Source organism: Bartonella sp. P12B (genome assembly GCF_055796185.1).
This window is the reverse complement of record NZ_JBTTDI010000005.1, coordinates 1-20661: the sequence shown is the minus strand read 5'-3', so window position 1 is coordinate 20661 and position 20661 is coordinate 1. Positions and strand designations below refer to the sequence as shown.

General features: G+C 35.1%; 14 protein-coding genes. 8 read left to right on the top strand and 6 right to left on the bottom strand.

Going from position 1 to position 20661, the window contains the following annotated elements; genetic code table 11:
- Window positions 1-16: 16 nt before the first annotated feature.
- On the bottom strand, window positions 17-1801 hold the full coding sequence (gene recJ / locus AC0QT1_RS04680; RefSeq protein ID WP_473201744.1) for a single-stranded-DNA-specific exonuclease RecJ: 1785 nt from the start codon (window positions 1799-1801) through the stop codon (window positions 17-19).
- A 307-nt stretch (window positions 1802-2108) separates the two neighbouring features.
- On the opposite strand from recJ, the gene rplM reads away from it, so the two are divergent.
- Together rplM and rpsI are read left to right on the top strand one after the other, a co-directional pair.
- A complete protein-coding gene (gene rplM, locus AC0QT1_RS04675) occupies window positions 2109-2573 on the top strand; it encodes a 50S ribosomal protein L13 (RefSeq protein WP_473201743.1) in 465 nt (154 codons plus the stop codon).
- Window positions 2574-2575: 2 nt separating this feature from the next.
- Window positions 2576-3061, top strand: coding sequence for a 30S ribosomal protein S9 (rpsI, locus tag AC0QT1_RS04670; RefSeq protein ID WP_473201742.1), 486 nt, complete (start codon window positions 2576-2578; stop codon window positions 3059-3061).
- 315 nt (window positions 3062-3376) lie between these two features.
- Here rpsI and AC0QT1_RS04665 read toward each other — a convergent pair whose 3' ends face one another.
- The 5 genes from AC0QT1_RS04665 to AC0QT1_RS04645 all read right to left on the bottom strand — a co-directional run bounded on the left by AC0QT1_RS04665 (window position 3377) and on the right by AC0QT1_RS04645 (window position 12980).
- Window positions 3377-3742 carry a response regulator gene (locus AC0QT1_RS04665; RefSeq protein WP_473200385.1) on the bottom strand — a complete coding sequence of 122 codons (366 nt, stop codon included), beginning with the start codon at window positions 3740-3742 and terminating at the stop codon, window positions 3377-3379.
- Between the two features lie 3123 nt (window positions 3743-6865).
- Window positions 6866-7177, bottom strand: coding sequence for a hypothetical protein (locus tag AC0QT1_RS04660; protein WP_473201741.1), 312 nt, complete (start codon window positions 7175-7177; stop codon window positions 6866-6868).
- 994 nt (window positions 7178-8171) lie between these two features.
- Complete coding sequence (locus AC0QT1_RS04655; RefSeq protein WP_473201740.1) at window positions 8172-10931, bottom strand: autotransporter outer membrane beta-barrel domain-containing protein; 2760 nt, start codon at window positions 10929-10931, stop codon at window positions 8172-8174.
- 1065 nt (window positions 10932-11996) lie between these two features.
- Window positions 11997-12404 (bottom strand): hypothetical protein, encoded by a 408-nt coding sequence (locus AC0QT1_RS04650; protein WP_473200389.1) that lies wholly within the window; start codon window positions 12402-12404, stop codon window positions 11997-11999.
- Window positions 12405-12782: 378 nt separating this feature from the next.
- A complete protein-coding gene (locus AC0QT1_RS04645; protein ID WP_473200390.1) occupies window positions 12783-12980 on the bottom strand; it encodes a hypothetical protein in 198 nt (65 codons plus the stop codon).
- Window positions 12981-13983: 1003 nt separating this feature from the next.
- Here AC0QT1_RS04645 and AC0QT1_RS04640 point away from each other — a divergent pair.
- The 6 genes from AC0QT1_RS04640 (at window position 13984) to AC0QT1_RS04615 (ending at window position 20322) form a co-directional block, all read left to right on the top strand.
- Window positions 13984-15348 (top strand): MFS transporter, encoded by a 1365-nt coding sequence (locus tag AC0QT1_RS04640; protein ID WP_473201739.1) that lies wholly within the window; start codon window positions 13984-13986, stop codon window positions 15346-15348.
- 1259 nt (window positions 15349-16607) lie between these two features.
- Complete coding sequence (locus AC0QT1_RS04635) at window positions 16608-16904, top strand: hypothetical protein (RefSeq protein WP_473201738.1); 297 nt, start codon at window positions 16608-16610, stop codon at window positions 16902-16904.
- A gap of 162 nt (window positions 16905-17066) precedes the next feature.
- On the top strand, window positions 17067-17426 hold the full coding sequence (locus AC0QT1_RS04630; RefSeq protein ID WP_473201737.1) for an abortive infection family protein: 360 nt from the start codon (window positions 17067-17069) through the stop codon (window positions 17424-17426).
- Between the two features lie 694 nt (window positions 17427-18120).
- Window positions 18121-18696 (top strand): MFS transporter, encoded by a 576-nt coding sequence (locus AC0QT1_RS04625; protein WP_473201795.1) that lies wholly within the window; start codon window positions 18121-18123, stop codon window positions 18694-18696.
- Between the two features lie 65 nt (window positions 18697-18761).
- Window positions 18762-19331, top strand: coding sequence for a hypothetical protein (locus AC0QT1_RS04620; protein WP_473201736.1), 570 nt, complete (start codon window positions 18762-18764; stop codon window positions 19329-19331).
- A 331-nt stretch (window positions 19332-19662) separates the two neighbouring features.
- The gene (locus AC0QT1_RS04615) at window positions 19663-20322 is read left to right on the top strand and encodes a hypothetical protein (RefSeq protein WP_473201735.1); all 660 of its coding nucleotides are present in this window, start codon (window positions 19663-19665) and stop codon (window positions 20320-20322) included.
- The last annotated feature ends 339 nt before the right edge of the window (window positions 20323-20661 follow it).

Below are 20661 nucleotides of genomic sequence, written 5' to 3'. Positions count from 1 at the left end.
TTCAAAAAAGACCCTTTTAAACCACCGCGGCGGCATCAATCACGCGCATTTGTGGATTAATCATTCCATTCCAATAATTCAAACTGAGATTACCAGCCAAATGGATCATTTCACCAATATTTTCAGCAAGAAAATGACCAAGTGGTGTTCCTACAGCACGAAAAGCAATTCCTTGTAGTTTCTTTCCCTCAACATTAGAAACAACGAGGCGAAGATGCCCCTTCCCCACCTCACTCAAATTGATTAACCTGTGAGAGGGCAGAACGAAAACAGGTGTCGTATTCCCTGAACCAAATGGCCCGGCTTTTTCGATCATCTCAAAAAGCTCTTTATTGACACCAGAAGCAGAAAGGCAACCATCTACCTTAAGAGACTTTTTAGCACGCAACTGTGATACCATTAAAGAAACTTTCTCTTCCAGCCATTTTCGAAAAGTTTCAATTTTTGTTGCTTGAATTGTAATCCCTGCCGCCATACTATGCCCCCCACCCTTTTCTAATAAATTCAAGGTAACGGCTTCACGGACAAGTGCTCCTAAATCAATACCACTTATTGAGCGTCCTGATCCCACGCCACTTCCATCTTCTTTCAAAGCAATTGCAAAAACAGGACAAAAAAAACGCTCTTTTAAGCGGGATGCAAGAATACCAATAATACCTGGATGCCATTCTTGATGGGCAATCACAAGTGACAGAGGAATATCCTGATTTTGATAAAGAGCATCAATATAAGATTCTGCTTGTGCTAATTGAAAACTCTCCATTTCTTGGCGTTCTTGATTAAGCTGATCCAATTGTTCTGCTATTTTCTCAGCTTCACCTTTATCCTCACAGCTAAGCAAACGTGCTCCCAAAGCTTGGTCACCGATACGCCCTCCCGCATTAATTCTAGGACCTAACAAAAATCCCAAATGAAAACTATTAATCGGCTCCCCTATGCGTGCAACCTTTGTTAAAGCCACTATGCCGTGATTATACATCGAACGTGCAACTTGGAGTCCTTTAACCACAAAAGCACGGTTAACACCCTGTAAAGGCACCACGTCACAGATAGTTGCCAATGCAACAAGATCAAGCACACTGAGAAGATCAGGAAGATCTTCTTTCAGCTTCTTTTTTTTTAACAAATGATTAACCCATGCTAACGTGACAAAGACAACGCCAGCAGCGCACAAATGGCCTTGTCCAGAACAATCATCAGGGCGATTAGGATTAACAAGGGCAACAGCTTCTTGATGAACCTCAGACATTTGATGATGATCTAAAATCACGACATCGGCACCAGCAAGCCTTGCTGCTTTCACCGCTTCTGGACTGTTAGCGCCACAATCAACTGTAATAATTAAACGGGCACCTTCTTGCGCGAGCATCCTCATCGCTTGTTCATTAGGGCCATATCCTTCCACAATACGATCAGGAATATAAATTGTTACTTCTACACCAAAATAACGCAGAAACCGTGCTACAAGTGCTGATGAACAAGCACCATCAACATCATAATCGCCAAAAACCGCAACCTTTTCTTTTTTCACAATAGCGTTAACGATGCGCTCTGCCGCACATTGCATATCTGCAAAACTTTCTGGATCAGGCATGAGCGTGCGCAATGTTGGATTGATAAAAGCAACGGCTTCAAATTCGTCCACATCTCGTGCCGAAAGAACACGCGCTAACGCATCTGGAAAACCAAATTTTTGAGAAATAGCACGAGCATTATTGATCCCGTGGATATCAAGAGCATCTAACCATGCTTGACCACAAGAAGAAGATTCAACATTGAGAAAATAACGAGACTGCTGCATCACTCTTTATTCTTACAATGAAAACCAATGAAAGACAATTAGGGTTTTAGAGACAAAATACTCTTTCGCAGCATCAATTTTAGCATAAAAGATACATAAGCACCTCATAGAGAGTGGTATTATAATACCTCAATTATAAGATACTGTTTTACAAGTTTTTATTTTCTCTTGACGTCATTCAAAAGACATTATATCAGAGCAGATAATATGCGTTAAATATCTCGCTATGATAACAATTTTCAACGCAAAACAACAAAGTAAAGCAACAAAAATGCCCTCATAAAGGGTCTCAACAAAGGATACTTCTATGGCAACTTTTTCACAAAAGCCAACTGAAGTGGTGAAAAAATGGGTTATTATTGACGCAGAGAACCTTGTTTTAGGTCGTCTTGCCACATTCGTTGCTAACCGTTTACGGGGCAAACATAAAGCCACATTTACGCCACATGTCGATGATGGTGACAATGTTATTGTGATCAATGCAAATAAAATATCTCTCACCGGCAAGAAATATACAGACAAAAAATATTATTGGCATACCGGTTATATTGGTGGAATCAAGGAGCGTACAGCGCGTCAAATTCTTGAAGGTCGTTTTCCTGAGCGCGTTGTTGAAAAAGCTGTAGAGCGCATGATTCCTCGTGGCCCCCTTGGTCGTCGTCAATTGAAGAATCTACGTGTTTATGCTGGGAGCCAACACCCGCACGCAGCACAACAGCCCGAATCTCTTGACGTTGGTGCTTTAAACCGCAAAAACAAAAGGATTGCTTGATTATGGCTGAAATTAATTCTCTTTCTGAGCTTAGCGTTGTAACAAATATTGCGCAAGCACCTGAAAATGCTGCTCCTGTTCATGTGCAGAAGCTCGATTCACAGGGCCGTGCCTATGCGACAGGAAAACGTAAAGATGCCGTTGCTCGTGTGTGGATCAAACCAGGCTCTGGAAAAATTACCATTAACAATAAAGAATTCGACAAATATTTCGCTCGTCCTGTTTTAAGAATGATTCTTCGTCAACCAATCGTTGCGACAAACAGAGATACGCAATTTGATATTGTTGCAACTGTTGCAGGTGGTGGTCTTTCTGGACAAGCTGGTGCTGTGCGCCATGGTATTTCCAAAGCACTAACCTATTACGAACCAGAACTTCGCACAATCTTGAAAAAGGGCGGCTTTCTCACCCGTGATAGCCGTGTCGTTGAACGTAAAAAATATGGTAAAGCGAAAGCACGTCGTTCTTTCCAATTCTCAAAGCGCTAATTCCAATTTTTACGCACTCTTTAGAGCTCCGTCAAAACGGGGCTTTTTGCGTTTACTAAAGCAGGTTTTTAAGAGAACAGAACGATCAATCTCTATCTATCAGGAGAAAATACAAATATAAAACAACAATTTTTTTAGCGAAGAACTAAGAAGAAATTGTTCTAAAAAGCATCGTATTTTTCATTTCAATTTTTAGAAGCTATACTTTGTTCATTCAGCTATATCCGTACAGTTGTTCAAAAAGACCTTTGCAATATAACTTTAGTTATATCAAGAGCTTTTCAGTTCCTTTTTTTCATCATCATTTACAAAGTTTCAGTCTAAGAAGTGCTTTACCATTGAAATAAAATGAGGAACGGAAATGGGCTTTGACATATATTCTTCACATCCACTTGCACGAATTCGTTCTTCATCCCCTTTCATAGCAAAAGCGGTTACAGCAATAACAGGAATAGATCTCAGTTCCTCATCTGCTTTTAATTGTTTAATAACATCAATCCCTGATACCTCCGGTAATTGGATATCCACAAGAATAAGGGAAGGCCTTGATGAACGAGCCAAATCTAATGCCATAAGACCATTGCGCGTTTCAACTGTTTCATAGCCACTCGCCTCTACAAGATCACGGAATAACTTCATATTCAGTTCATTATCTTCCACGATCATAACTTTTTTTGACATTCGTATAATTCCACCCTTTAAGCTAAAAAATAAGACACTTTACCTTTTCACTAAGATAAAATGATAAAAAAAATTGTAAACCAGAAAGAAACGCAACAACTCATGCTAAAAGCATTTTTTCGCAAATATTTGTAATTCTAAGCATGACACTTTTCCAGTTCATAGAGGAAATCTAGAATAATCCTAAGATTGTGGTAGCTTGTGATACCGCATATTTTAAATTGGCATTAATTTTGAGTTAGCCAAAGTCTATAGATATTGAAATCAACACGTAAGTTTTTTAGCTTAAAAAAAATATAAAACATTGCAAATCAATTCACATAACAGCCTTTGAAGAAAAAATTTAAGTAACGTTGCTATGCGTAGATTATTTGATCTGTAAGCAATCAATGCTTTCTCTATTAAACGAGAACATTGTTATAATATTTTGTTATTTCAGACGCTTTTATTATCCATCAATACAGCTATTCAATAACAACTTAAAATAAAGGCGATCTCTGAATTTTTCAATGAAACCCTAGAATGTTCCCCATGCAAAGAATGCATTGTAAAATATAAAAGCGGTAGCAATAAGCGAAGATTTCATTATAAATTTTTAACATCTCCTCCCAACTACTTTCCTCTCTTTTATTATTTTTTAAAAGATATTGGTCAGAAGATACGAATTACAGACAAAAATTCTTGCAGTCTTTTATCACCACTATCCTATCAATTATGTTTGTTTTATCACCGATAAGCAACAATATTTACATGGCTATCGATTTATTTCTCATATCAAATGAAAAGATTAGATCTGTTGATTGAAAGAGAGGCTGTCGACTTTACTTTACGCTTTACAGCTTCAGCAAAATACAAAGATAAGCACACTCTATAAAAACTTATTATATAATAAAATATAAAAATTGCGATAAAACTTCTTATATCAATTAAATTTATATATATAATATATTTTAACATTTTAAATTTATTCAGAATTAAATAATTTAGCGCAATTTAAAAACGTTAAAAATATAAGATACTATAAAAAATAATGTGAAAAAAATTACCAAAAATAAAATCGCTATCATTCGTAGCTTTTTTTTACTATAACCTTTATACCTCAAGTAAAAATATAAATAAAATAAAATCGTAGTTACGCTTAGTATCGAAAAAAGCATATTTACAATAAAGCTGCTAAAATCACCCCACATAAACAATATCCATCACAATAACAATTTAAAAAATTTACAAATAATATTATTACTTTAAGTAAGTTATAATATTAGTTTAAATTTTAGATAATATAAAATTAAAAATAAGTTTATTAATAAATAATTATACTATTTTATTATATAATAAAGTCCAAAATATATCAAAAAATATACAATAGTTATATTAATTCCTAATTTTATAGCCTGCCGCCAAGTAGGAAATTTTACTTTATAAAAGAATATACTTAAAACAATAAAAATATTTGTCGCAAGCAATGCATTTGTAATATTAAACATAATATCAATCATAATAAATTACATTAAAAATACTAAGTTATATAAAAATTAAATAAAGAAAATAAGAAAAAGAAAAATATAAAAAATGAACTTATCATTATAAAGGATCTTTTTTTAATTTCTAGGAATGACCTTTTTTTAATATCTTTTTTTACAGAATCCCTAGATTCATAATAAAATTCAAATAAAGATATAAATATAATTAAATAAATAATTATATAAAGTAAATCAGAAAAAGTATTAAAAACATACATAAAACATAAAGTTCCAAAATCAAATAGAATGTTAATCAATATATTAATAAAATCTATTTTATCAATATCTGTAGACATATTAATAAATATATGTCTACAAAATTATCACAGTTTTAGAGATGGATAAATATTTTATAAACTAATAATAGCATGCATTAAACCGAGAGCCAAATCCTACAACAACCCCTGCCTCGTACCCAAAGCTGCTACCGATAGCCGCAGCACCTACCATCCCCAGCCCCCCCCTATTCCGCTTGAAAATGCCTCAACTGCACCTCCTACAACTACTCTCGGCACTGCATCCTATATCATTCTCTACTACTCTCGATGAATTTTCTGATGACAAATAATCTTCAACAGTATACCCAGCCTGTGAACCACCTCTTGGAAAATTTATCGATGAAATATTAGAGAAAGTAGAAAATATTTACTTTATAAAATTTAATATAGCATTAAATAAATTAAATTCATAAAATATAATAACAAATGTTATTACAACAGACGTTATAGAAAAAAATATAAGCCATAACTTTATTATTGATGCTAATATTTTCTTAGCTTCTTTTTTACTATAACCTTTAGATTCATAAGAAAAAATAATGAAAAACATAACAGTAATTACAAAAAGGATCGAACGCAATATTTCTACAATAAAATCAACAAAATCCATCCACATCAATAACATCCACCATAACAATAAAAAACTAAAATATACAGATATTAAACAACATCAATCGATAGCATACACTTACCTCATATGAGGATTTTTTTTGTAGAAATGAAAAATAAATATTATTTTAGCAAGTAATAGAGTCCAAAATACATTGTAAAATAAATAATAATAATCATTAATCCTAATTTGATAGACTGAAATAACGTCGGAAAAGTTAATCTATAGAAATATATACTTAAAACTACAAAAATATTTGTCGCAAACAATGCATTTTTAATAGTAAAAATAATATCAATCATAATATATCCTATTTAAAAATGATAAATATTTATTACAAAATTATCATACTTTTATAAAAAACATTATTTAAAAACATCATCAATTACATAAAATTTAATATAGTAAAATAATATAAAGAATAATATAAAAAATGAAATTATTATTATTAATGATTTTTGTATAATAAAATTGCTACGACAATCTCTATGTCCATAATATACTTTAAATAAATATATAAATACAAATAAGCTACAAAAATATAACAACAAATCAGTAATAATATTTAATTTATCCATAACGCATAAAATTTCCAAATTTAAATCTATTAAATTATTATAAAATTTATTTTATCAATATTTGTAGACATATTAATAAATAAGTCTACAAAATTATCATAAATCTAAAGATATACCGATAAATAGTTCGTAAATTACCTTGTTACACAAAGATAACTATGATGTGCAAGTCCTACACCTGCCCCTATTAATCCACCTTCAACATTCCCAGCTTTTTCACCTACGTAGCCACCAGCTGCACCAGCCCCTAAGATAGCGGGCAAAGCAGCACCACCTGTTTCAACTGTCGCGGCTGTTGCTCCAACTACCCCAACCACTACTCCTGCTTTTGACCCAATGTTTCCTCCTATATCTGCCCCTGATTGTGCTGTTGATTTCACCTCATTCCAAAAGCCTGAAGGACTACATGAAAAGCGTGAATCACTCGAGGAACTTGAACTACCCATTATTATTCTCCATTATTTCTATTACAAATGTTTCTATTACAAAACGTATCATTATAATACAGAGAATTTGCTATCATGCATACCAGATTAATGTAAAAATATATTTTCTAAATTAGAAATAAAAATTGTTCACAATGAACAAATACATTATGTATAATATAGTTATACGTAATGTATACTTCAATTAAATAATAATATTATTTATAATACTGTTAAAATATGAGACGTGAAGCACTGTTTCTTCTTAACAAAAGCATAAAACAAACGAATTATCCCCGCGAAAATTCGGGGCATCTCTTAGTTAGTAAAAGTCATGAAGAAAGAGCTTTACACTGTCATCAAACTCAGTCTTACTGCTATTGTCCTGCGTTTTCCTTGATTAAACAATCCTTGTATTTTTCAGGTAATAGAGACCGTATCCACTCCATAAAATTATTGATTGCAAATGTAATTTATAGTTTTAAATATTGAATGAAAGCCCTAAGTATCGTGGGATTCTTTTATTTCATTACCTCCCATAATGAATTAAAAAACTCTTCACTTGCCTATCATAGGCAGGAGCAGTGTATGGGTAAAAAACTGTTTAAGACAGAAGCAAAACACCTCTAATAAATTGTTTCAACACAAGAACTATCGCAACATTTCAGCGAGTAAAAAGCCTTTATGTTACGCTTGATCCTGATTTGCTAGCTGTGGTGCCTAGCACAATCCTTTTAGCATTCTATCAGGCATTTTAGAGCTTTATTGAGCCAATCCGCTTACACTAGAATTTGAGCGTTGCATTTACTGTCATGTTTTCACGAACAACATTGCTTAAATTAATTTAAAGAATACAAAAAAACTAAAGACAAAACAAAAACATTATAGAAAACATTACCAAATTTCTAATGGACTCAATACATCTTATATTTTCTATTTATAGTGTCCATTTTTATCTTAAAATCACAAAGATACCAGAGCGCTCATTGTCATTGATAGTTTTCCACAAAATTGACTAAAAAAGATAACGCAATCCACCAGAAAGACGAATGCCAGTAAAACCAGCCTTAGTAAGCTTATGCTGGTAGATTAAATCACTGTGAAGTATAATCTTTGAAGACAGTTTTGAATGAATACCAAATCCAGCTTCTAAAGAAGAGCCAAAAGAACCCAACGAAAATGCATCTTTAAAATGCACAAATTGTTTTCTTCCAAAACCATGTGTAAAATGAAGTTTTCCATAGAAAGAAAGAAGGCGATCCTCTTTAGAGGCTGCGAGGGTTTTGGTTAAACGTCCACCAAGACGCATCACCCATTGATGAAATTTTCCCATCTCAATATCAAAGTTGTCAATATCACGAGCATTATCAAATTGAAGATGCTGATAAATAAGCTGAATCTGCGGATCAAAAGTGAGATCTTTATTTCCTGCCATAAATGCTTTCCCAGCGGATAAAGAAACATTCACTGGAGTTCCTTTTAATGTTGCCGTCTTTCCCCTTGCAACAGTCAACACATCACCTTTAAACAAACCATAGGATAAAAGTCCATTCACATAAAAACCAGTATCATGTTCGATATTCCCATATGCTGTCATTGACCATTTATGAAATGTACTTTTTTGACTTTGTTCAACATCAAGAGGGAGCAAAGAAATCTTCCCATAAGTCGCCATGATCCCTAAAGACGTTGTGCTATATGCACTTTCAACCGTCTTCAATGAAAGACCTGCCTCTATGGCACTATAATCAAGATGACCTCTGTAACCATATTCAAGTGCGGAAAGATCGGAAACATAACAGTAACTTCCACCATAACCTTGAACAGATAAAGCAAAAGTCTTATTAGCCTCGAGTCCACTGGAAACAGATCGCATAATCTCTAACCACTTATTTTGGTTACTTATATCTATCAGCCCAGCATGAAACAAGGCATTCGGCAAAAGAAGATAAGTCGGTATTTGTGGAACAACCTCTCTTATTTCTGATTTAAAATGAGGAGGAATGCTAGGTGGTATGACAACAGGTCCCTCTGGAACAGGTTGGATATATTTACTTTCGAGGCGAAAATCCCAAAAATCTGCATTACCTTTAACTAATCTTTGATCAGTTCGTGCATTTCCAAGAGAGGAACTTGGACCATATGCATGGAGATAGTATTGGTAAGGCAACCCTCCCCATGTGATATAAGGACTACTCAACTGAAAAGAATCTTCTGCCGCTTTTCCAGAGACTTGAATCAGTGAAACACTGTGCGCACTTTCACTGTCTACTACTTCCCCTTTATTTCCTAGAATAAATTGCACATGAAGCGTCGTCTGTCCAGAAACATCACCCTCAATCAAAAGCCGATCAGTCTTTTGATGATTGAGCGAACCATCACCATTGAGATACGTATTAAGATAAAGATGCGCATCCCCCTGCGCACTATAAACTTCTTCTTCCCCATTGCCAATACGAAGCGTCTGATACTCTTGAGATGTTGGAGTTTCGAAAGTAATGAGACTATCAGCAAGTTTTAAAAACGAAATTGATGAAATTAAGCGCTCTGAATCTTGCAAATTTATTACTTTCCTCTTTGTGAGAACCCATTTTGAATGTCCTGTCAAGTAAAGTTCAGCAAGGGAATCATCAGCAACACGGGTTCCCCCTACAAGTGAAGAAGAATCAGCTAAAACCGCCATAGAAGCTTTCTTTTCAGCTGTTAACAATAAATCTCCAGAGATTTTTGTCCCCCCCGATATTCCAATATAACCACTACTTTTATGACTGTGAAGAGCCGTACCCTCTGGAACCTCAAAGGTCGTCTTTTTTAACAAAACAATTCCTTGTCCGTCATCATTCTCTCCTTTGTCCATATCGAAATGTATCCCAACCTTGTTACCCATCAGAGTAATTTTTGAATCTTCAATATTAACCCGTGAAATTAAAATATTCCCTTCCGGTCCTCTCCTTAATTGCGCATTAGCATCTAATCCGATCCACAAACCACTAACATCGGTAGCAACAACATTGGTATTCTTTAGCAAGATAGAACCATGTTGATTGACATTGAAAACAGCATGAACAATATTATCTCCTTCATTTATTTTTTTACTTTTTGAAGTAATGGTCACACCATCTAAAGCTGCTCTTCCCTTTGTTTTCACATAAAGTGCAGCTGCATTCGTCACATCGATTGAGCCACCCGTCATCTTAATATCTGCGCCAGCACCACTGAAAAGAGCTACTCCCTGACCGGTATCTTGACCTTCTACTTTAATTTTTACATCCTTTAAAACAACAGACGCCCCTTGTTTGTCTGCATAAATACCCACTTGAGTAACTTCAACTTCTCCACGCTCCCCCTCTATCACTCCACTCTCAGCTTTGAGACCCATTGAAAATCCTTTAAAAATTGAATCTCTTAAAAGAACTTTTCCCCCTTGCGCTGCAACGACACCATAGGTACCCTCTCTATTACCAGCAGCTTCAACTTTCACACGCGTTGCTTGGATACTTGTATTTGGCTTCTGTGCTCCTATGGCAGCAGACGACAAAAAAGAATTATCATCTCCGTTCTTTGCTTCAGGAGATAGGATAAACTGGTACGTTTGATCACTAATCTTATGCTCTGCACCATCACTACATCTATAAGGGAGTTTGCCTTCATCACACGAAAGTGACACAGACGAATGAGAGCGCGCCTCAACACCATTTATGTTTGAAAAAAAACAAAAAACAACGCTCATAAAAATACATGAATATAAGCGATTTTTAGATACTTTGATTATCATTTTTTTCAAACTTTCTTTTTTCTCAACAAAACAAAAATGGAGGCTAAAAAAAGAGTATTTACAGCTTACCTGATTGCGCATATACGCTTAATACGTTTTGTATTTTATGTAAAGCTGTAATAAAAAAGTCAATATTTCCTGTTATTTTTAAAAGAGTATTATCTTAAATACTAATTAAAGAGAGTAACGAAAATTACCAAAAAATCAGTCTCAATAAGCTTATTCCGATAAAGAAAAATGCTATAAAAAGCAGCTTCTAGAAAAAATGAAATCTCCATAAAATTGAATAACATGCATCTCTACAAGAGTAAGAAAAATATAGAAAATATTTATATATCAATACAATATTCAATTTCAATATCAAGTTTAACCCCTAAATGAAACCACTCACTTAAGAGCAGACGAAAGTGCTTTTATTTTGCTCATTATCTCATTATGATTTTGCTTCATCAAATTACTTCTGAATGAAATAAGAGACCTTAATAAAACAGTTACGAGAGTTTTTTCGTTTGCTAATTTTTCTATTATTCTCAATATTTTTCATCAGCTTACAGTCATTTTTACTTAAATTTATTACACAAAATGTATTATATTTTCATAAACCGCTGATATTCCGCTATCATCAGATCCTCTAAGAGTTCTTCATTCCTTAGAAATGATGAACAAGAGAGCCTCTTTAAGTCTTGCAACTTGTATTGGAGTCCTGCGTTATTTATGCACTCAAAGCCGAAACAAATTCATACACACATTTGTCTCTTCAAAAAAAAGATCTATGATGATATCCAATCACATTGTGAAAGTGCTTTTAATTGTAAACCCATCAAAATTTAAGCCTTCTCCATAGAGCTACCCCCATAGAGAAAGCCGGCTAGAAATCCCACTACGATAACGCTATCCCACTCAATAGTTTCAAGATTTTCTTTCTCTCTTGTAATGCGCTTATTTACTGAGAAGGTTCTTAAACTTGTTGATATTTTATCTTGAAAAGAGTTCATTAAGAAAGCAACCCACCCCATGCACATCAAAGCAAGAACAAGGGGAACTTATCATTACCAACAGCAAAACTTAAGGCTGGCATTCCGGTTGATCTTTATTCTCTTGACAATAAGGACTATTCAAACGTTTTGTGACACTACGCTGAGGAATAACAGCACCAGGTTGACAAATGGGAAGATTATCAGCTTTATACTTCTCACACCAATTCACCACCCCAAATTTATCACGAAAACCTTCTCGTATCAGGCATGCATCCACTGATGCATCTCTATTGATTTTTTCACGAAAGTCCTCCTTTTCTGTAGGAAAACTAGAAAGGGACTCCAGCCCACATTCTAACACCGCTTTTTTTACCTCCAGCTTATCCGCACCAGACTTTTCCCATGCATCAAAAGCAGTTAAAGGAGGCTCTTCTGTTAAACATCCAGATATAGTGAACAAAGCCATCCCGCTCAATAATATTAATATTTTCTTCATTTTATTCTCTATAAATAAACTCTCATCTTACAAGACAATTCCTCTATGTTTCATATTATAGTTTCTTACTTGAAAAAAATTATAGCTGTTGTTAACGTCCATTCTGTATTATATCGATTATCTTTTTCACTGGTTCATTAAAAACGAATTCTACTAGAGAAAAATTGCCGTTAACCGACTCTTTAAACAACATCTCATTTATGGCTTTTTTATGTTTTCTGAACTGATCTGTATTGGGATGTCTCGCTGTTTCCCTAAAGTATTCACCATAAGTTAAGAACTAAAAACTAACAAAAAAATTACTATCTGTTTTTCTTTCTATACTCTATACACACCAAACTGTACATTCTTCTAACTCTGTTCTTTGGAATGAAGATCTTAAGGTTTATTTTTAGACCGATATGAAAATATCAACGCAATTTTAAAGAACACCCGCTTTACAATAGCACCCTTAGCCGTTCGTGCAGAACCAGTAATGGGCGATCCGCCTATTAAGCCAAATGGAAAGGCATGAACACCATAGCAAGCGGCAAGTCGTACTTTCAAAAACTTACTGGAAAAATATTCTTCACACACACTGCTTCAATTATTGAAAATAACAATAGATCAACTTCTCTTGCCCTATCTTCCAAAGGGAAAAACAGATATTATCAATGAATTTAGTAAGGATTATAGTGTGCTTGTTACATTCATGGTCTTAAGCTTACCGATAGTTCGCTACAAACGAAATATTCCTATGGTATAAGAGGGCATCTTTTGTTACCAGCCTACATTAATCAAAAGAAGAAAAAAATTTTGTTTATGGTGCAGTTAAGAGATATTTTCTGATCTCCCGCCCCCTTATAGAAAAATGGGACCAAAACGCATCAGCAAATTTAATCTCTATTTTATGTTAGAAAACAAATGATGACAACAGTATAACAACGTCTAAAAGAGTTGCACTCATCCTTAATGTACGATTGACTACCATAGAACCTACCGTAAAAATTATCTTATCTTTTTTACCATTGACTCACAAACCCGAAAGAATGAGAAAAGATCCCAAAAGAGTGGACGATTCTTGGCGAAGCAATCGCAGAAACATTGCACCTGACTTCTCCGGTTCAGCTTATACCGCGCCAGACCAATCAAGCAATGGAATTCGCAGGGGTCTCATTGCTGGCTAATTCTCTGTTTTTGCATGATTGGAGCAGCTAACCGTCATCCTGATGTTTTTATGAACCCCAACAATTTTATACCAGAGTGCAAACGAATTTGTAAAACTGGACCGGAGGTTACAAGAACCGCAAATCATTTAGCCTTTGGAGCAGGTATGCACGTCTCGTGTAGGTTCTGCTTTTGCTCTCATACAGAGTGAATTGACAGCGAATAGACTCCTTGATAGGTTAACTAAGATCAACTTAACCGATGGCTTTGTTTTGGAGGAAGCGGGGTTATATACAAGGGGACATCAGCGCTTTCAATCACATTCGTCCCAACATCAGAGCCGAGACCATCATCAACACATCCTCATTCTTAAGGCTCTGCGATATATGGAGCGGGATCGGTATTTAAATAATATCTTGGAGAGAGCATAATTATGCTAAAGGAAGATTCCTATACTAAATCAGAATGGTATGTAATATATACTGTCATTATTTCCAGCATTCTTCCCTTGCTGGATGGAAGTATTGTCAATGTCATCCTTCCTAACCTTGCTGATTATTTTTCGGTGGAGGAAAATAATATACAATGGGTTGTAACATCCTATTTTCTAGCCACCGTGCCAGGACTGTTGATGTCCGCTTTTGTGCAAGGAAGAATAGGCATCAAAAAGACTTGGCTCCTTGCAAATTTGATTTTTATGCTTGGCTCATTGGGGGTAGGATTAAGCTATGATTTTCCAAGCATCATATCTGCCCGTATCATTCAAGGTTTTGGAACAGGTCTTTTGCTTCCCCTTAGCCAAACCATCATTGCCTTGCAATTTGGACAAGAACGGGTACGTCAAGCCATGGGTACCATAGCCGTACCAACGGTTTTTGCTCCTGCCTTTGGTCCACTGGTGGGCGCCTCACTTGCTCAGTATATGTCTTGGCGTTTGTTATTTTTTATAAATATTCCACTTATTTTATTGGCACTCACCCTTGGAGCAAAATATTTAAAGAACAGCGAAATAGCAAAAACAAAATTTAACTTATTTGCATTTTTAGCGTTTTCCATATCTCTTATTTCGTTTTTTTATCTAACAGAAGCCAGAAATATAAATAACAACAACTCCTTATATATTATAGCCCTTATAGCGGTGTTCTCTCTCATATTATTCATTGTTTCTAATCAGAAAGCAAAAAACAAATTAATAGTCTTTAGCGGATTTCAAAATGCGCGCTACACGTTACTCATGATAATGGGGCTTATCGCTTCATTTCTTTTTTATAGCTTCCTCGTTTATTTCCCAATAGCTGTTTCCATGGAAGGAAACTACGAAAATAGCCTTCTCATCATTGGCACAGTTCTTGCTTTGCAAGGGGTAGGAGCATGGATTGGAAGAAAATTTATTTACCAGAAATGGAAAGAAAAATCCCCCTTTTTCATGATCGGAATTGGTTTGGTCATATCAAGCTTTGGATTATTATGCTTCGGCTATAATATAAGTATGGATGGGTTAGGATTCTTGCTAAGAGGCATAGGTCTTGGCATCACCACCATTGTGTGCCTGTCTGCCCCCATCCAATATGTCAACAGTTTATATGTCAAAGATACGGCAGTTATTACACGCATATTACAGCAAATAGGTGGAGCCTTAGGGGGAATATTCGCTGGCTTTTTGATACATTTTCTAACAGAAGAATACCTTTCCTTAAGTCAAACATATCTTATATTCTTCATATTCTCTATCTCTACATTTTTACTGTTTTGCCTAGCATTCTCCTTATCACGTAAAGAGAACAACTCCGATTTATGATATACTCTGTTGAAAGTCCTTATAACATTGACAATGGCATAAGCTTATACAGCTTCTACCATTGCGGAAGAATACTAGTACGCTAGGACTAAAATCTCACTCGTCATCATTTTTATGAAAGGTACTGAACAGACAGGTTTCCTAAATGGGGACCTCCGATAACTTGCGTAACTGGTCATTTTATGATTTCTTTATGCCTTTGAATACCTCTAAAAACCTAATGGAATATAAAATTTTCTGATAGTATCCTTGGAGGTATTCATGGGGGAAGCACACATTTTCAATGTGGGTTATATCCATTAAGCACAATAACAAAGCCCCCTATAGCCGTAGTAGAGATATGATTCCCCTAAAACTCTCAATGCTAACCATCTCTGTCACGCATCGCGATATAGAAAATCGCACTCCACTTCCACACCACTAGCCCCAACAAACGCACTTCCGATTCCACCCTTTGTCTGATCATCAATATAGTAGCAACAGGTCTATTGATAAAAACAATTCATCGTTTTCCCTGTTGAATTAGCATCCCACATATCACAAGATTCTCTCCTTTCACACCTGTTTATGTTAATCACTCAACCTCACCCACTTATCCATGACAAATAGGATCTCTATGTAGATAAAAACACTTGAAGAAAAGTAACAAAATGCTTCTCATGAACACTCTCAAATGCAAAAGCTATTACAAGATTAGGAGCTAGCAATAGTGTGATAGAGCCAACTTTCTGCTATTCACCGCATAGTGGAAAAGCTAGAGGGTGATGCAAAAAGAAACATAATCGCATTTTTACGCAGGAAACTTCCCACTATAGAACCGCCATCCTCACTTTTATACCTCTCTTTACAAAGACAGACTTTAATTGCACAAGGGATTGAAAGAGGCTTTTACAACGCTATGCAAATAAATATCAACGCGTACGTTAAAAGCAAAGAGATTTAGTAATACTTTCCAAAGATATGATTGAGACAACTTTTCATAGGGTTTTTGCTTAGTATAAAGTAAATACGCTTCATCTCAAGCAATTTTCAACATGCATGATATGCTTTTTGTTATTGGATAAAAGATATGGATATTAGAGCCAACACTATGTTCTTGAACCATTTTATAAAATAGAATGTGCGATACTTAAGAACAGAGGCTCTTATAGAACTCTCCATGAGGATAAGAGAATAAGTCTCTCACTCAAAAAGGTAATCTCATAAACTTTATAATGTCATAAAAAATATGTCATCACCCTCTCTGACAAATTTCTCTCATGAAATCACAAATTCCTCCCGCAACTATTGGACTTCTTAGCCAAATATTATCAATGCATTATACATTGGAGCAGTTGAATAATTTATTCTTTTTTACACCATCTGCTCTTAACGCAGATCCTTCTGATAGTAAAGCGACTATGATTAAAAAACGGCTCCAAGCAATCAATAAAGAATGCCCTGAACCACTTGAGGTCCTTGGTCAGTTGCTTGGTGATTTTATGACTATAGAACTACATGATCAAAAAACACTATACGCAGTGGATCAATTAGAAAAAATCAATGTAAAATCCTAGAAACCTTAGCTAAAGATGGATTGCGGTATTTACGTAGGGGGACATATCACTAAATTAGGACTCCTCCCTACACAAGAGTTATAAGATAAGGTTGCAAAACAGCAACTCTCCGCAATAGGAATCGAAATTGAGAGAGCGTTAAAAACCGTAGAAAAGGATTCGATGAACGCAGTTCTCTATGCCGCAACGGTATTGGAAGCCTCCTGTAAAGCTTATCTCAATCACCATTCTATCGTCTATAAAGAAAATTCTGATACACTCTCCAATTTATGGGACAAAGTCTCTACCCATATTGGTCTCCAGCCCAAAAAATTTTCTGACGAAGATGTAAAAAAGATCGCCTCTGGGCTGTATGAAATTGTAAAAGGTACCATGCATTTAAGAAATAAAAAAAGTGCTGCCCACAGCAGATCAGAAGAACATTTTAGGCAAAACATTATTCGTCCTCGCCATGCGCGCCTAACTATTCATGCCGCACATACCATTTCAGTTTATATTTTAGAATTCATAAAAGAAGTATAATAAAAAATTTTATTTGAGAAATCGTAAGTATTTTTTAATGATGCGATGCTTAACATAAATATATGCCTTTCTGCTCCACTTCAATATTTTCATAGTTTAGACATCAAAGATACGGCAGCTATCACAAGCAAACTGTCCCTACGATCCCATCTTTTATTTCATCAGAATATGAATCCTTTATTTTTAAACCCGTCAGTTCAGAAATGAGATTTTTTGTTATTCAATCAGATGGATTACAACATGCAATAAGTATAGGAAATTTTATCCCAACCTCCTCTGCTCAATATTTTTAATGCCTTTTATAAAAAAGACACAAGATATAAGATTTTTCTTCCATTTAAGAAAACTGATTTTTGTAAAATTCCGCAAACCTCAAGGGAAAAGCACTGTTGAAAACAGTGCCCATGGAAGCCAAAAAATTATTCTTAATCATGCAGATTTTATAACCTCATGCAGCAAGAAAAAATTCTCTACTGAGATGTTGGATGTTTCTAAAAACATTGTAAAAGAAATAAAAAACAATATTCTCGCAAGAGACTGACGAGTGAAATCAAGAGGGGGGATACTTTCAATGAAATGTGCACCGCTAAAACAGCGGCTTTTGCAACTCCCTCAAGATAGACAACAAAGCGTTTTTGATCATTTAACTGCGCTTATAAGGAAATCCCATGAGCAAACATAAAATTACTTTTTTATATATGGTACCGTTTTTCTTTCTGAGTTTTCCTTTTTCTTTGTCCTCCCTCTTCTTGGAATCTCTTCTCTCATCACTGCTGAAAATGTTGCTTTTTATCTCTCTGGATCAGTAATTCTTGAAAGCATTCTCATGGTAACGACAACAAAATACCTTGAGAAATATTCTCGTAAATTATTAATGACTACCGCCTTTATTTTAAGAAGTGCAGCTTTTTTTCTTATGACTCTATCAGTCATGCCTTCTGCTTGGTTAGCCTTTTTTACTTTAACAGCTCTTTCGAAAGCGATTTCAAAGCCATTTCTAAGAGAGATTTTAACAGAACATCTCAATGGAAAAGCTCTTAAACGTGCATTAACCCTTTATTCTTTTTTTCAAAATGCTGCTGTTTTTATTGCCCCTCTTGTTGCAACGTGTGCCATAAAATACAACGCATCCGTTTTTATGATGTTTTTTTTCGTAGTCGTTGGTTTGTCTTTTTGTTTTCTCTCTATAAAAATTGTTTACAACTACCCACAGAAAAGAAGATCCCTTGAAAAAGGAAAAAAACACAAACGGCTTTTCTTTCTTTTTTAAAAAAAATAATAAGGAATCGTTCACTTCGTTATTTACTGGTCACAGCTTTACTTTGCTCGTCCATTATGGGAATCTTCCTCACAACCACGACACTTCTGAGTAAATTTGATAGCAATCTCGCTCCTTATAGTGGTCTTTTCTTTTCAACTGTCGGGATCGGTATTTGTATCTGGCAGGGGATAATTAATAAACATCTCACCCTTTCCGATAAAACAACTTTTTATCTGATATGGCTTACGGGAAACTTAGCCTCATTCTACCTCATAGGTGGAGTCTCTACCGCCATGATTGCCTTAATTTACAGTGTCTACGAATCTGTCATTATTCCAGAAATATATTATAATGCAGGAAAGACACCAGCACCTTTATCTTCTAGTGTTATTTTTAATTATATCCTTGTTGTTTCAAATATTGGCCAAGCTGCAGGCTCATGGATGAGTGGATGGATAATCAGCCATTTAAACAGCCATGTTTCTTTAATCTTTTTCATGATCATTATTGCCTCTACATTTGCATCCTCCATGTGCCTTATGCAAGCTAAAAAAACGAGGATTTTCAATATCATATATAGTTTTCACAACTGGAGGTACAACGAGAATTCCCAAAAGATTTCACCACAAGTGGCTCAATTATGAGTTTGTAACACACTCTACCGCAAAGAATCTAAAAACTGTCTTCAAGAACTGCTCTGTAAGCTCCGTTGCAAATTGCCTTACAGCTGGAGGACTATGGAATGGATTTTACTTTGTCCATGAAATTTGTTGCCTTCTCAAAGTCACCTATTATCCGTTTGCATCTATCGTTGATTATGACACTTTGAGTTCAGCCATCGAAGAATTTTCCATCGATACTATAATATGCCTTCCAAGTTTTGCGGATAAACTTATTACGGTATCTCGGGGAAAAAAATGACAATCTCTAAAAAACCTATTTTATCTTGGAGAAACCTTTCAATCGCAATCTGCGTTGAAAGCAAATAATATAATTCCTAAATTGCGTATTAGGCCTCTTGCTTATACGCCTCAAGAAACTGGTCCAATAGGGTTCCAGTATTTCCAAATTGATGGTGACATCTATCATCTTTACGATCACACTCAAATGAAATCAAATCCTGAAAATGATGAACACATTGTATCGGTTTTTTATCCTGATGATGAGCCGTTACTCGAGCACGCTACAGGCGATATTGCTACCATTGCATGTAATCAATCATGTATTTGTGGATACCGCGGGCACACCTTACATCTTAGAGGAAGAACTCCAGCCTTTCATAATGTCATGGGTGCTTCAATTTCTATTCACGATATCATAAATGTTTTGAATCTTCACGGCTGCAATATTTCAGCGGCAGACATTCAACGCATGATAATAAATAAATTTGAACACGGTGTTGGAATTTTATTGTTCATTGATTCAAGTTATAAGATTAAAAGAAGTGTTCTTTTATCATCGCTCTCATCTTCTTACCTCATAAAAGATATCATCAATAAATCACAATTTTTTCATATTTGTTTTATAAGGAAATCGCAATTCATTCAGTCCTCAAGCTCTGCAAAAATAAAATCTTTTGTTCAAACTCCTGACTATCCTCTAATCATTGATGGGGAATTAATGAAAATTAAATAAGCTGAGGGCTGAGATTATAGCTTTAGATGAATATTTTTGTCTTCTCCCTCTCTACTTTATTCTTTTTTTCTCTTTTCTGTCAGTGTAGTTTTAGTGTTTTGCTTAACGCATTCTTTATTGCGTAAAGAGGAGCGTTTTGATTTGAGATATGTTTTTTGCCCTTGAATAATCTGTTTGTCTACAGAGATTGGCAAGGTGATAGCCTGAGGGGTAATAAAGTTTGGGTTGATGCAAGAGAAGATTGGACTTCACAATATTTTGACAGCCAATGACGTGCCTCTACGCTTTCCCATGCCCTTTCTTTAGAAGGCATGATTTTAGGAGCCCGTCTTTATGAGA

What these genes read in the sequence shown, in the direction of transcription:
- recJ (WP_473201744.1), bottom strand. Translation starts at nt 1,801, where the DNA reads ATGCAGCAGTCTCGTTATTTTCTCAATGTTGAATCTTCTTCTTGTGGT.
- rplM (WP_473201743.1), top strand. Translation starts at nt 2,109, where the DNA reads ATGGCAACTTTTTCACAAAAGCCAACTGAAGTGGTGAAAAAATGGGTT.
- rpsI (WP_473201742.1), top strand. Translation starts at nt 2,576, where the DNA reads ATGGCTGAAATTAATTCTCTTTCTGAGCTTAGCGTTGTAACAAATATT.
- AC0QT1_RS04665 (WP_473200385.1), bottom strand. Translation starts at nt 3,742, where the DNA reads ATGTCAAAAAAAGTTATGATCGTGGAAGATAATGAACTGAATATGAAG.
- AC0QT1_RS04660 (WP_473201741.1), bottom strand. Translation starts at nt 7,177, where the DNA reads ATGGGTAGTTCAAGTTCCTCGAGTGATTCACGCTTTTCATGTAGTCCT.
- AC0QT1_RS04655 (WP_473201740.1), bottom strand. Translation starts at nt 10,931, where the DNA reads ATGATAATCAAAGTATCTAAAAATCGCTTATATTCATGTATTTTTATG.
- AC0QT1_RS04650 (WP_473200389.1), bottom strand. Translation starts at nt 12,404, where the DNA reads ATGAAGAAAATATTAATATTATTGAGCGGGATGGCTTTGTTCACTATA.
- AC0QT1_RS04640 (WP_473201739.1), top strand. Translation starts at nt 13,984, where the DNA reads ATGCTAAAGGAAGATTCCTATACTAAATCAGAATGGTATGTAATATAT.
- AC0QT1_RS04635 (WP_473201738.1), top strand. Translation starts at nt 16,608, where the DNA reads ATGAAATCACAAATTCCTCCCGCAACTATTGGACTTCTTAGCCAAATA.
- AC0QT1_RS04630 (WP_473201737.1), top strand. Translation starts at nt 17,067, where the DNA reads ATGAACGCAGTTCTCTATGCCGCAACGGTATTGGAAGCCTCCTGTAAA.
- AC0QT1_RS04620 (WP_473201736.1), top strand. Translation starts at nt 18,762, where the DNA reads ATGGGAATCTTCCTCACAACCACGACACTTCTGAGTAAATTTGATAGC.